The sequence below is a fragment of the Labrenzia sp. VG12 genome (assembly GCF_002237595.1).
In the GTDB taxonomy this organism is placed as follows: Bacteria; Pseudomonadota; Alphaproteobacteria; order Rhizobiales; family Stappiaceae; genus Roseibium.
Window position 1 is genome coordinate 4,674,563 of the sequence record NZ_CP022529.1, and the last position, 12,977, is coordinate 4,687,539.

General features: G+C 59.2%; 9 protein-coding genes. 7 read left to right on the forward strand and 2 right to left on the reverse strand.

The window, feature by feature from the left end; all coding sequences use genetic code 11:
- Positions 1 to 299 precede the first annotated feature (299 nt).
- From dapB to CHH27_RS21655, 3 genes are all read left to right on the forward strand, one after another.
- Positions 300 to 1,106, forward strand: a complete 807-nt coding sequence (dapB, locus tag CHH27_RS21645; protein ID WP_198338268.1) for a 4-hydroxy-tetrahydrodipicolinate reductase — start codon at positions 300 to 302, stop codon at positions 1,104 to 1,106.
- Positions 1,107 to 1,151: 45 nt separating this feature from the next.
- Positions 1,152 to 1,772 carry a 2,3-bisphosphoglycerate-dependent phosphoglycerate mutase gene (locus CHH27_RS21650; RefSeq protein WP_094073433.1) on the forward strand — a complete coding sequence of 207 codons (621 nt, stop codon included), beginning with the start codon at positions 1,152 to 1,154 and terminating at the stop codon, positions 1,770 to 1,772.
- A 357-nt stretch (positions 1,773 to 2,129) separates the two neighbouring features.
- Positions 2,130 to 4,565: a methyl-accepting chemotaxis protein gene (locus tag CHH27_RS21655; protein ID WP_208988321.1), complete on the forward strand. Its 2,436-nt coding sequence runs from the start codon at positions 2,130 to 2,132 to the stop codon at positions 4,563 to 4,565.
- Between the two features lie 71 nt (positions 4,566 to 4,636).
- Here CHH27_RS21655 and CHH27_RS21660 read toward each other — a convergent pair whose 3' ends face one another.
- Together CHH27_RS21660 and CHH27_RS21665 are read right to left on the reverse strand one after the other, a co-directional pair.
- Entirely contained in the window at positions 4,637 to 5,638 is a 1,002-nt protein-coding gene (locus CHH27_RS21660) for an adenosine kinase (RefSeq protein ID WP_094073434.1), read from the reverse strand.
- A 34-nt stretch (positions 5,639 to 5,672) separates the two neighbouring features.
- Positions 5,673 to 6,563 carry a prephenate dehydratase gene (locus CHH27_RS21665; protein ID WP_094073435.1) on the reverse strand — a complete coding sequence of 297 codons (891 nt, stop codon included), beginning with the start codon at positions 6,561 to 6,563 and terminating at the stop codon, positions 5,673 to 5,675.
- A 351-nt stretch (positions 6,564 to 6,914) separates the two neighbouring features.
- Here CHH27_RS21665 and CHH27_RS21670 point away from each other — a divergent pair, with 351 nt between their 5' ends.
- The 4 genes from CHH27_RS21670 to CHH27_RS21685 all read left to right on the forward strand — a co-directional run bounded on the left by CHH27_RS21670 (position 6,915) and on the right by CHH27_RS21685 (position 12,917).
- Positions 6,915 to 7,466: a cytochrome c family protein gene (locus tag CHH27_RS21670; RefSeq protein ID WP_094073436.1), complete on the forward strand. Its 552-nt coding sequence runs from the start codon at positions 6,915 to 6,917 to the stop codon at positions 7,464 to 7,466.
- 142 nt (positions 7,467 to 7,608) lie between these two features.
- The gene (locus CHH27_RS21675) at positions 7,609 to 9,042 is read left to right on the forward strand and encodes a diguanylate cyclase (protein ID WP_094073437.1); all 1,434 of its coding nucleotides are present in this window, start codon (positions 7,609 to 7,611) and stop codon (positions 9,040 to 9,042) included.
- Positions 9,043 to 9,153: 111 nt separating this feature from the next.
- On the forward strand, positions 9,154 to 11,034 hold the full coding sequence (locus CHH27_RS21680) for an extracellular solute-binding protein (protein ID WP_094073438.1): 1,881 nt from the start codon (positions 9,154 to 9,156) through the stop codon (positions 11,032 to 11,034).
- The gene (locus CHH27_RS21685) at positions 11,031 to 12,917 is read left to right on the forward strand and encodes an extracellular solute-binding protein (protein ID WP_094073439.1); all 1,887 of its coding nucleotides are present in this window, start codon (positions 11,031 to 11,033) and stop codon (positions 12,915 to 12,917) included. The genes CHH27_RS21680 and CHH27_RS21685 overlap by 4 nt, the downstream gene beginning before the upstream one ends.
- The last annotated feature ends 60 nt before the right edge of the window (positions 12,918 to 12,977 follow it).

The window sequence follows — 12,977 nt, forward strand, 5'->3', positions numbered from 1 at the left end:
GCTGACGTCGAACATCCTATCATGAAACCTTGGTTCGAGTGCGCAATTGTAAGAATAAACAATTGTAGCTAAAACTGTACCGTGATCGGGTTTATCTTTAGTGAATTGCATTGATGAAAAAGACATGAATCAATTTGAAATTAACTTGTCAGTTATCATGAATTCAGTGGATCGATCATGGTGATATTTTACATGATCAAAGTTTTCAGTTCAGCTTGTTCCAAGATGAAACTCAGGCATTTGCCTTGACGGGTGAAACTGTTATACCCGCTGCCGAATGGTGAAATGAGGGACCGTCGATGGGGCAGATGCGCTTGGTTGTCGTGGGAGCGGGGGGGCGTATGGGGCGTGCCCTGACGCGGGCTGTCACCGAAACCTCCGGAGCGACGGTCGCCTTCGCAATCGAACGTGAAGGGTCCGATCTGCTTGGCCAGGATGCAGGCGAGCTGGCCGGCGTCGGGGCTCTTGACATTCCTCTGACAGACGACCCGCTGAGTGCCTTTGCCAAGGCGGACGGCGTGCTGGATTTCACGGCGCCTGCGGCCAGCCTTTGGTTTGCCGAACTGGCCGCCCAGGCCCGCATCGTCCATGTCATCGGAACGACTGGCTGGAGCGAAGGTGAAGACGCTCCGCTCAAGGCGGCGGCACGGCATGCCCGCGTCATCAAGTCCGGCAACATGAGCCTCGGTGTCAACCTGCTGGCCAGTCTCGTGCGCAAGGCAGCAGCTGCACTGGACGCGGATTTCGACATCGAAGTGCTGGAAATGCACCACAAGCACAAGGTTGATGCGCCGTCGGGCACCGCGCTCCTGCTTGGGGAAGCCGCCGCAGAAGGCCGGGGCATCGATCTTGCGGCTCATTCGGTTCGCGCTCGAGACGGTATTTCGGATCCGCGCCGGAGCGGCGACATCGGATTTGCAACGCTTCGCGGCGGTTCGGTCATTGGCGAACATTCCGTCATTTTTGCCGGAGAGGGCGAACGGATCGAATTGACCCACAGGGCCGAAGACCGTCAGCTTTTCGCCCGCGGCGCGGTCAAGGCTGCACTGTGGGGCTTTGATCAGAAGCCGGGATTTTACTCGATGGCCGATGTTCTCGGCCTGTAGGGTGCTGACTTCATGAGGTTGTGCATTTAGCTTGAGGAGAATGGCATGGATCGCCTTCTTGTGCTTGTCCGTCACGGGCAAAGCGAATGGAATTTGAAGAACCTGTTCACGGGCTGGAAGGATCCGGGCCTGACGGATCAGGGCGTTGCGGAGGCGCATCAGGCGGGCCAGCAACTCAAGGACCTGAAGCTGACCTTCGATCTGGCGTTCACGTCCGTCCTGTCACGCGCACAAAAGACGCTCGACATCATCCTGGAAGAGCTGGGTCAGAGCGGCCTGGAAACCGTCAAGGACCAGGCTCTGAACGAGCGGGACTATGGCGATCTGACGGGCATGAACAAGGACGAGGCACGCCAGCAGTTCGGCGAGGAACAGGTTCACATCTGGCGCCGGTCCTTTGACGTGCCACCTCCGGGGGGCGAAAGCCTGAAAATGACTGCCGAGCGTGTTCTGCCTTATTACAAGGCTGAGATCCTGCCCAAGGTTCTGGCCGGCAAGCGCACCATCGTGGCGGCACATGGCAATTCCCTTCGTTCGCTGATCATGGAGCTGGAAGGTCTGAGCCCGGAAGAGATCCTGAAGCGAGAGCTGGGCACCGGCACGCCGATCATCTACAGGCTCGACGAGAATGGTGGTGTCCTGAGTGTTCAGGACCTGGCGGACTGATTCCGTCTGCCAAAGAGCGAATGAGACAGTTTGAGGGGCAATTTGCCCCTCTTTTTTTGCAAAAAATCGTGCTTTTTTCAAAGTTTAGCAGGCGAATTAAAAAAACGTGACGTTTCACGGATGTGTCCAAAACCCTGCTGCATCGGCAATTTTGCGCAATTGTTACAAGCGCACATGAAACCTTCTTACAATCAGAAGTATTATAGGTAGTATTAACAATGAATTTGCCATGTCATGCAACTGTAACACGCTGTTGTGCTGGCTTACATTTACTTATGGTTTAGTGGTTCGCTTCAATTTTTGCGCGAAGGCGGCCGGTTGCATGCGGTCGCCAAACGGGCAACCAGGAGTGAAGCCGTGTTCTTCCGGCATTTTCAGAACATCAAATTCGGGGTCAAGGTCTGGGGTGGCTTTGCTGCCATTCTGGCCCTCACGGCGGCGGTTGGGGCCACAGCGACCGTGACGATTTCAGGCCTTTCGGAACGGTCCCGGATCAGCGGCGCGGCCGTGGAAGCAATGGCGCTTCTCAAGACACTCGATCAGTCGAAGGAGACGTTTCTGTCAGGTCCGTCTCCGGCCGCAGCCGAGCAGGTTGCGCTGAATTCGCAAGGCCTCGTAGAGCAACTCCAGATAATAGGCGCATTCGCACAAAAGGGCGACGGCTTGCAGACCGGTATCGATGCGTCGATTGGCCAGCTGAACGCCTTTGACGAGGTTTTTGCTGAGTTGACGGAAAAGACCTGGCAGCAGGCGGATCGGCTGGAGACACTGACACAGACCGGAAATGATCTGGCCGGCCTGACGGTCGAGATCAGCAATATCGTCCGGGACGTGCGCTCCAGGACCATTGAGGAGGCAAAGGAAGCTGCCAAGAGGCAGGCCGCGGCCCGCGAAATGACATTGCAGGCCGAGCAGCTGCATAAATTGTCTGCCGTGCTGATGCCGAAATTCGGACTGGGGGCGAAGTTCAAGCAGAAGGACATGACGGACCAAATTCGGGGCGAAATCGATCAGACCCTGGCCGAAATGACCAAGGCTGCCGCTGTCATCAACGCAACCTCGGTTGCAGGTGTCGCCCGGGAGGGTGTTACGAATGTGGCAGGTGATGCCGAGGCGCTTGTCGTCGCGCTGCCCGATCTCCTGGCAGAGACCAATCTCTTCAACCGCATGGGAAAAAAGAAGACCGTTGCGGATCTCCTTGCACGTGTCGAAGAGGGGGCGATCACCCTCCAGTCCGCTGCAGGTGCAGCCCTCGATCGGGAACTCGCCTTGGCAACACAGTCTCAAAAGGACCTGATCGACCTGATTGAGCTTGGCCAGCTTGCCATCGACCTTGCCAATTCGGCCTCCGCTGCACAGTCCGGAACGCTGGCGTATGTGGCCGACCTCGCACAGGATTCTGGCGAAATCGAAACACGCGTGGAAAGGTTGGGCGATGCCGCGCGCGCCTTGGATGCACGGCCTGAACTTGGTGACATGCTTGCAAAGACAGGGAGCATTGCAGAGACCGTGGCGCAGTTCGAGAAGGCCTTCTCCGCGATCGCCAGAACACGGCGGGAGATGTCCGGCCTTGAGCGAAATCTTGAGCTTGCAGCTGCAAGTGCGGGCCGCCAGGTCGCGGAGATTTCTTCTGAACAGAGTGCAGACATGCAGCGCGCCGGCAAGACGGCCCTGTTTGTCATATTGGCCGCTGTCACTGTTGCCATCTCCCTGGGCATTGTCCTGGCTGCGCTTCTCAATGTGGCCATAACCCGCCCCATCCGGGCTCTGACGTCCGTCATGGGCACACTTGCAGACGGCAGCAATGATGTTGCGATTGCCGGTCTCGACCGCGGTGACGAAATCGGGGAGATGTCACGCACGGTACGCGTGTTCCGGGACAATGCTGTTGAACGCGAACGGTTGCGCGAGGAGCGCCGCGTCGAGGAGGCGGCCCGCAACGAAAGGCAGCAGACGATCGAGGCCCTGATCAGGTCGTTTCGTGAAACGGTGCAGGAACAGCTCGGCGCCGTCGGTGAAACCGCCCTGGGCCTGGACGATACGGCAAAGACCCTGACGGATACGGCCCGTCACAGCGCGCAGAAGGCAGACGAGACGCAGGGCGCGTCCGGGGTTGCAAGCCGCAACGTCGGCACGGTGGCCTCTGCCGCGGAAGAGCTGGCCTCTTCCATCCGGGAAATCAGCAGTCAGGTCGAACGGACGACCGAAGTGGTCGCGCAGGCAACCGAGGGCACCCGCGTGACCAACGAGAAGGTCGCCGGCCTCGCTGAATCCGCGGGCAAGATCGGAGAAGTGGTAACGCTCATTCAGGCCATTGCGGAACAGACCAACCTCCTGGCCCTGAACGCAACAATCGAGGCGGCCCGGGCAGGCGAGGCCGGTCGCGGTTTTGCCGTGGTGGCGGCTGAGGTGAAGGAGCTTGCGACCCAGACCTCAAAGGCAACGGAAGAGATTTCCAGCCAGATTGCCGCCATCCAGTCGGCGACCAGGGACTCTGCCGACGCGATTTCGGGCATCACGCGGACAATGGACGAAGTGAATGCCTATACCGGCGCGATTGCCACGGCGGTTTCGCAGCAAGGGGCTGCGACAAACGAAATCTCCCGGAATGTGGAACAGGCGGCCCAGGGCACTGAAATCGTGAGCGCCAACATTACCGATCTCTCCGGTGCCGTGGAGCAGACAGCGTCCTCTGCCGAACACGTCGTACAGGCCTCCGGTGAACTGGGTCAACGCACCAAGGAACTGCGCAGCGAAGTTGACCGGTTCCTGTCGGATGTCGCGGCAGCCTGATCCGGTTGGCCTGAGAAACAGAAAAGGGCGGCCATTCGGCCGCCCTTTTGCGATTGAACAGATGCGGCTGATCAGACCTTGTAGCCGTTTTGCTCGGCCAGGTTCTTCAGCGGCCGTTCCGGGCGGGCGCCGACATGGCTGATGACGTTGGAGGCGCACAGGCAGCCGAGAGCAGCGGATTCCGAAAGGGAATACTCGCGCGCCAGGCCAAACAGGAAACCGGAGGCAAACAGGTCGCCTGCCCCGGTCAGGTCGACGACGTTGTCCACGACCTGTGCGGGAACCGAATAGGTCTCTTCCCCGTGGATCACCATCGCGCCCTCCTTGCCGAGCGTCAGTGCGGTCAGAGCGCCGGTTTCGCGGGCGGCGGCGACAGCCGTGTCCAGATCGGCCGTTTCGTAGAGCGCCCTGAGTTCGTGTTCATTGGCGAACATGAGATCGACGACGCCATCCGTGAGCATGGACTGGAATTCGCTGCGGTAGCGGTCGACGCAGAAGGAATCGGACAAGGTGATTGCCACCTTGCGATTGTTCAGGTGCGCGATTTCGGCGGCTTTCAGGAAGGCCTTCTTGGCTTCTTCCGGATCCCAAAGATAGCCTTCCATGTAGGTGACGGCGGCAGCCGCCACCACGTCTTCATCCACGTCCGAAGGGCTGAACTCGGTGCAGGCGCCAAGATAGGTGTTCATGGTGCGCTCACCGTCCGGCGTGATCAGGATCATCGACCGCGCCGTCGGCTTCCACTCCCGCAGCCGGGGGGTGTTGAAGTAGACACCGGTGCCGTTCATGTCGTGATAGTAGCTGTCACCGAGTTCGTCCTCGGCCACCTTGCCGAAATAGGCCGGCCGGCCGCCCAGGGACGCAATGCCGGCTGCCGTGTTGCCTGCGCTGCCACCCGAGACGCGAACCGTCTGGCCCATCTTGTTGAACAGGCGCACGGCTTCATCGGTTTCGATCAGGCGCATGGACCCTTTGATCAGGTTTTCCTGAAGCAGGAAATCCTCTTCCACATGGGCAAACACATCGCAGATGGCATTGCCGATGCAAAGGGCGTCAAATCTGGTTTCTGTCATGAGATCCTCTGGTTTCGCCTTATGGCTGGCGGTGTCAGGAATGCGGGTTCGGGCGCAGGGCGCGGTTGGCTTCCGGTTCCTTGATCTTGTCGCGGAAGGGGCTCGCCCGGTAGACGCCAAGCATGTTCAGTTCGGCACAGAAAAAGGCCAGTTCTTCCAGCGCGAGACCAACGGCCGGGTCTTCGGGGTGGCCCTCGACATCGGCATAGAACATGGAGGCGAAAAACTGTCCTTCCAGCTGGTAGGATTCCAGTTTTGTCATGTTCACCCCGTTGGTCGCAAATCCTCCAAGGGCCTTGTAGAGCGCGGCCGGAACGTTGCGGACCCGGAAGATGAAGGTGGTGATGACCGGCTGACCATTGTGCGCGGCCTCCATCTTATCGCGCGAGAGGATAACAAAGCGTGTCGTGTTGTGCGCTTCGTCCTCCACATCCCGGCGCAGGATATCGAGATCGTAGATTTCAGCGGCCATTTCCGGTGCAAGGGCGGCGACGCTGGCGTCCCCCAGCTCCGCAACCTGCCGTGCGGACCCGGCCGTGTCGCCGCCAACGACAGCCGTCAGGCCCAGCTCTCGGATAACGTTGCGGCACTGGCCGAGCGCGTGGACGTGGCTCTGGACCTTTTTCAGTCCTTCCACGGTCGCGCCTCTTGGTGCCATCAGCTGAAACCGGATCGGCATGAAGTATTCGCCGATAATGTGCAGGCCGGACTTTGGCAGAAGGTGATGGATGTCGGCGACGCGGCCTGCGACCGAGTTCTCGATCGGGATCATGGCAAGATCAGCCGTCCCGTCCGCCATGGCCGAGAAGCAGTCTTCGAAGGTTGCGCAGGGAATGGCTTCATAGTCGGGATAGACGCTCCGGCAGGCCATATGCGAATTGGCCCCGGTTTCGCCCTGAAATACAATTCTTTTTCTATCGCTCATAGTGTCTTCCGCCCTGCGGCAATCCATTGTTGTCGGGACGTTCCGTTACACGGCGCGGTTTGTCCAGGCACAGATGTTGCCCGCAAATCGGGCGAATCGCCCTCATCGAGGACGATGTGTTTGTGTCCGGTCACACCGTTGGATTTGCCGCCAACGAAGCTTCCCTGAGGCTGAACGGAGCTGCCGGAACGAAAAAAACACCTGCCGCGTCCGTTTGTCGTATCAGATGCCCTTTTAAAGCTATGGACAGCAAGGTCAAAAAATTTGTAGGTTCCGGCAAATTTCGAAAAGCTGATAGGGCCTGCAGCAGTTCTGCGGGCCCGGACGCGTATGAGCTTGGAGCCGGAGAGAATGGATTCGTTCACGTTGAACAAGATCGCAGGTGCGGTCCTTGGGGTTCTTATTTTGGTGATGGGTGTCGCTTGGATGTCCGACATCATCTTTCACCCGACGATCCCCGGCAAACCGGGCTACGAAATCGTCGTTGCCTCCGCTGAAGACAGCACGTCTACAGTGCAGGCCGAACCGGATGTGGTTCCCATTTCCGAGCGCCTGCTCGCAGCGGCCGCCTCTGACGGTGAAAAGGCGGCCAAGAAATGCGCGGCATGTCACACCTTTGATGCAGGTGGCGCCAACAAGGTTGGCCCGGCCCTCTATGACATCGTCGGCCGCAAACCGGGTGGCCATGAAGGCTTCGGCTATTCCAGCGCCATGACCGCGTACGGTGAAGAAAATCCCGAGTGGACCTACGAGAGCCTGGACAACTTCCTTGCGGCTCCGAAGAAATACATCTCCGGAACCACGATGGGTTTTGCCGGTATCCGCAAGCCGCAAGAACGTGCTGACCTGATTGCTTATCTCCGGGAGCAGTCTGCCGCGCCGAAACCGCTACCGGCAGAATAAATCGCTGCTGGCAGCGCCAGACATTTGAATTGTAGAGAAGCCGGGTGAGAAACCCGGCTTTTTTATTTGATTTATAAGAAAAATTAACAAATCTTACGTTACGTAGTGCCGACGAATGCGGGCAAGGTCGGGCTAGGACCGTATGGGCATCAATCTGTCGCGGAGTGCATTTTCGAAGTCGAATGGAACGTGGGTCGCGTCCGTTGTCGCCGCCGTCTGCTTCCTGGCCGGCATTGCCGTGACCGCCCATGTCGGACAGCTGGTTCGCAACGAACTGATTTCCCAGCACAAACGCGAGGCCATCGCCAGCCTGTCCGAGGCCCGGGCGCGCCTGGAAGGCGAAATCAGCCGCACCGTGGCGCACGGACTGGGCATCCGGTCCTACGTCACCCAGTTTGTCGATGCCCCGTTCAACATGGATGACTATCAGGGGATCGCGACGGAGCTGATCGAGGAAAACCCTTCCATCCGCTCGATCGGGCTGGCGCCCAACAACATCTTGCGCGCTGTCTTTCCGTTTGAACCCAACCAGTCCGCCATCGGCCTGAACTACCGGATGAACACGGCCCAGTGGCCGGCAATCCGTGAGGCGATGATGAGCCGGGAAGTCGTGATCGCGGGGCCGCTGGAACTCGTTCAGGGCGGCCGTGCGCTTCTGATCCGTATTCCGATCTTCACGGCCACCATCCCGGGACAGCCGATCGAGGAGCGCAGCTACTGGGGAGTGGCAACGCTGGTCCTTGATCAGCAGGGCATGCTCAGCTCCGCAGGCATCACGGATGTCATCAACGGCATCCGGATCGGCGTGGTCAACAAGAATACGGTCGACAACGACAAGCTGATCATGGGCAGCGCCTCGCTGTTCAACAAGGATCACGTGTCGCTGCCCTTGCACCTGCCGGGCGGCCTGGACTGGGACCTGATCGGCTATCCGGAAACCGGCTGGTCCAGCGCCGGCAACCAGGTCTGGATCACGCAGCTGGTCGGCAGCCTGATCTCTCTCGTCTTCGGTGCGATGGCCTTTCTGCTGATCAGCGAGGTCTACAAGGTCCGGTCGATGGCCCTGCACGATCCGCTGACGGGCCTGGCAAACCGGCGTCTGCTGGAAGATCGCATGCACCAGCTGGCTGCCATGTGTGAACGTTCCGGAGCGGGATTCGAGATTTTCTACGTCGACCTGGATGCCTTCAAGCCGGTCAACGACAATTACGGACATGCGGTTGGCGACCAGCTGCTGATCGAAGTCGGGCAGCGGCTGCAGAACCAGGTCCGGCAGACCGATACGGTTGCCCGCGTCGGCGGAGACGAATTCATCGTGCTGACGCCCGGCAACATGCGTCGGCAGGAAAAGGAAACGTTTCTGCATCGGCTGGGTGAGAAAGTGGCCCAGGTGTTTGAATATTCCGGAGCCCGCATTGACGTGAAGGCCAGTATCGGCTCGGCCAGTTATCCGGGCGATGCCGCCTCCGTGGAGGATTTGCTCAGGGTTGCTGACGGCAGAATGTATGCCCAGAAGGCAAAATCTAAGCAGAATTCACAGGAACTTCCTTCCAAAGGTCTTCCCCAGACGGGTTAAATTTCTGTCATCTCGACAACCAGCAGGTGACGCGAGGCCACCTCGTCCCTACACTGTTTCCTCATAGCCCGCTGATTTGGGGCACTGGAACCGGAAGGGACGGAGAAGCCGATGGTGTTCACATGGCGTTTTTGCAGGCAGGCGACAGCCGGCCTCCTGCTGGCAGGTCTTGTGTCGACGACGGGAGCGGCCCTCGCTCCGGTTCAGGCCGAGGAGCCTGAATGGCAACACGCCTCCGCGCTGAACGGAACACCCAAATACGGCCCTGACGTCGAACATTTCGACTATGTGAACCCGGCAGCCCCGAAGGGCGGTTCCGTCCGCCTCGCAAGCAGCGGTGGGTTCGACACCTTCAACTTCCTGCCGCCGAAAGGCAGCAGGGCACCGGGCATCGACCTGATCTATGAGAGCCTCATGGAAGCGTCGCTGGATGAAGAAACCATCAGTGCGGCCTATGGTGTGCTCGCCGATGGCTTACGTTATCCGGAAGACTATTCTTGGGTGGAGTACCGGTTGAACCCGGATGCCAAATGGCATGACGGCAAGCCCGTCACCGCTGAAGACGTGATCTGGTCGTTTGAAAAATCGATCGAACTCGATCCGCAACGCAAGTTCTATTTCCAGAATGTCGTCAAAAGCGAGATTGTCGGTGACCGGACCGTCCGTTTCACCTTTGACGTCAGTGGCAACCGGGAGCTGCCCAAGATCATGGGGCAATTGCTGATCCTGCCGAAACACTGGTGGGAAGGCACGGACGAGGCCGGCAAGCCGCGCGACATCTCCAGCACGACGCTCGAACCTCCACTTGGGTCCGGGCCGTACCGTCTCAAGAGTTTTTCCCCCAACCGCCAGGTCGTTTACGAGCGGGTCGAGGACTACTGGGGCAAGGATCTGCCGATCCGGGTCGGCACCAACAACATCGATGAAATCCGCTATGTGTCCTTCCTGGATGACGCCGTCCAGTTCGAGGCCTTCAAGGGGGATCAATACGACTTTCATGTGGAGCGAAGCTCGAGCCAGTGGGCCAAACGGTACAATTTCCCGGCTGTTAAAGATGGCCGGGTGGTCAAGGAAATCTTCCCGGACCGGTCACGCGGAGTGATGCAGGGCTTCTTCTTGAATCTGCGGCGCGACAAGTTCCAGGACCCCCTGGTCCGCCGCGCCTTGAACTATGCCTATGATTTCGAAACCACCAACGAGATCGTTTCGGCCAATCTCCTGAAACGCGTGAACTCCTACTTCTCGGGCACCGAACTGGCTTCGTCCGGTTTGCCAGAGGGCAAGGAATTGGAAATCCTGGAGGAAGTGCGTGACCTCGTGCCGCCGGAAGTCTTCACCGAGGAATACACCAATCCGATCGGCGGTTCGCCGGAAAATGTGCGGGCCAACCTGCGCGAGGCGGTGAAACTGCTGCGTCAGGCGGGCTTCGAGCTGAAGGATCGCAAGATGATCGATCCGAAGACCGGCGAACAGTTCACGATTGAATTTCTCTACCGGGACAAGGCCAGCGAACGGACCTTGCTGCCCTATTCCAAGAACCTGGAAGCCATCGGCATCAAGCCCGTTCTGCGCCTGGTCGATACCTCGCAATTCATCAACCGGATCCGCAGCAGGGATTTCGATACGACGGTGCTTGCCATTGGACAAAGCCTGTCTCCGGGCAATGAACAACGCGAATACTGGGGCTCTGAATCGGCCGACAATGCCAGCTCCGCCAATTATGCCGGCATCAAGAACCCGGCCATCGACAAGCTGATCGACAAGGTGATCTTTGCCGAAGATCGCGAGACGCTTGTCGCGGCCACCCATGCGCTCGACCGGGTGCTTCTGTGGAACCATTATGTGGTGCCGCAATTCTATGTCGACGAGACGCGCACGGCGCGCTGGAACCGCTTCGGCCATCCGGAAAAGATGCCGGAATACAGCACCGGGTTCCCGACAATCTGGTGGTATGACGCCGACAAGGCCGCTGCAACGGAGGCGATCAAATGAGCAAGCGCGTGTCGCCCTCCCGCAGGCAGGTCCTGAAGCTGAGTGGAGCGGCAGCACTTGCCGCATCCGTTCCCGGGCTGCCGCGTCCCGCTTTTGCCCAGGAGGCTCCGGATGCACGCCACGGTCTGTCGGTCTTCGGCGATCTGAAATACGCTCCGGATTTTTCGCATTTCGACTACGTCAATCCGGAGGCGCCCAAGGGCGGCACATTCTCCTTCCAGGCGCCTTACTGGTACTTCAATCAGAACGTCCAGACCTACAACACCTTCAATTCCTTCATATTGAAGGGCGACGCGCCGCCGCGCATGGAATTGTGTTTCGACACGCTGATGGTGCGCGCCTGGGACGAGGCCGATGCGGTTTACGGTCTTGTTGCCGAGACCGTCGAGGTTTCGGAAGATGGCAATGTCTTCACCTTCAATCTGCGGCCGGAGGCCCGGTTTCACGACGGCTCCAAGCTGACGGCGGAAGATGTCGCTTTCTCCATCCTGCTGCTCAAGGCGGACGGTCACCCGCTGCTGAGCCAGCCACTGGCTGTCCTGAAAGACGTGGTGGTGCTCGGAGAATACCGTGTTGCGCTGCATTTTGATGGGACCCAGGCCCGCAATTTCCCGCTTGCCGTTGCAGCCGGTTATCCGATCTTCTCCAAGCGCTATTACACCGCCTACGACTTCAAGCAATCCACGCTGACCCCGCCGCTGTCCTCCGGCCCCTACAAGGTTGGAAAACACGCCATCGGTCGCTATGTCGAATATCACCGTGTGGAGAACTACTGGGCAAAGGACCTCGCCGTCGCCAGGGGACGGTTCAACTTCGCATCTGTGCGGGTGGAGTTCTTCCGTGAGCGCCAGATCGCCTTTGAAGCCTTCAAGAAGGGCGATGTCTTTTACCGGGAGGAATTCACTTCCAAGAACTGGGCGACGGAGTACAACTTCCCGGCGGTGGAAGATGGCCGTGTCGTACGCCGGGAGTTTCCGGACGGACGCCCCTCGGGCGCCCAGGGCTGGTTCATCAACACGCGCCGGGACAAGTTCAAGGATCCGCGGGTCCGCGAAGCTCTTGGGTACGCCTTCGATTTCGAATGGTCCAACAAGACGCTGTTCTACGGTCTTTACGAGCGCACCGCCTCCTTCTTTGAAAACTCGGACATGAAGGCGGAAGGCACGCCCTCCGTGGCGGAGCTGGCGCTTCTGGAACCGTTCCGCGAAGACCTGCCGGAAGCCGTCTTTGGCGAGGCGATCATACCGCCTGTCAGCGACGGATCCGGCAATGACCGGAACTTGTTGCGCAAGGCCAATGAGCTGCTGACGGCTGCCGGTTACAAGCGCGAGGGGGCCGGACTGGTCGGTCCGGACGGCAAGCCGCTGGTCATCGAGTTTTTGAACAACACGGTCGCGTTCGAGCGGATCGTCAATCCCCTGATCAAGAACCTGGAACGGCTCGGCATTCAGGCCAGCCTGCGCATTGTCGACCCGGCCCAGTACCAGTCGCGCCTCAATGACTATGACTTCGACATTGCCAGTCGCCGCTATTCCCTGTCGCCGACCCTGTCGGACACGATCCGGGAAATGTGGGGCTCGAAGGCGGCGGCGACACCCGGCACCTACAACACGGCGGGCATTTCCAGTCCCGTGGTCGATGCCCTGATCGACAAGGCGATTGCGGCGGAAACGCGCGAGGAAATGAACACCGCCGCGCGGGCGCTCGATCGGGTGCTGCGGGCCGGCTATTACTGGATCCCGCAATGGTACAAGAGCATCCATACGGTTGCCCTGTGGGATGTCTATGGCTACCCGCAGGAAACGCCGCGCTATTTCTTCCCCGTCGAGGAACTCTGGTGGATAGAAGCCGAAAAGGCGGAAAAACTCGGTAAAGCCGGCTAACTTGAACCGCGACGGTCCCAAAAGCGACACCTTCGGCCCGCAACAGAAGGCCAGACAATA

Bases quoted from the DNA above. Each gene is read 5' to 3' on its own strand.
- CHH27_RS21680 (WP_094073438.1), top strand. From the start codon at position 9,154: ATGGTGTTCACATGGCGTTTTTGCAGGCAGGCGACAGCCGGCCTCCTG.
- CHH27_RS21650 (WP_094073433.1), top strand. From the start codon at position 1,152: ATGGATCGCCTTCTTGTGCTTGTCCGTCACGGGCAAAGCGAATGGAAT.
- CHH27_RS21670 (WP_094073436.1), top strand. From the start codon at position 6,915: ATGGATTCGTTCACGTTGAACAAGATCGCAGGTGCGGTCCTTGGGGTT.
- CHH27_RS21675 (WP_094073437.1), top strand. From the start codon at position 7,609: ATGGGCATCAATCTGTCGCGGAGTGCATTTTCGAAGTCGAATGGAACG.
- CHH27_RS21660 (WP_094073434.1), bottom strand. From the start codon at position 5,638: ATGACAGAAACCAGATTTGACGCCCTTTGCATCGGCAATGCCATCTGC.
- dapB (WP_198338268.1), top strand. From the start codon at position 300: ATGGGGCAGATGCGCTTGGTTGTCGTGGGAGCGGGGGGGCGTATGGGG.
- CHH27_RS21685 (WP_094073439.1), top strand. From the start codon at position 11,031: ATGAGCAAGCGCGTGTCGCCCTCCCGCAGGCAGGTCCTGAAGCTGAGT.
- CHH27_RS21665 (WP_094073435.1), bottom strand. From the start codon at position 6,563: ATGAGCGATAGAAAAAGAATTGTATTTCAGGGCGAAACCGGGGCCAAT.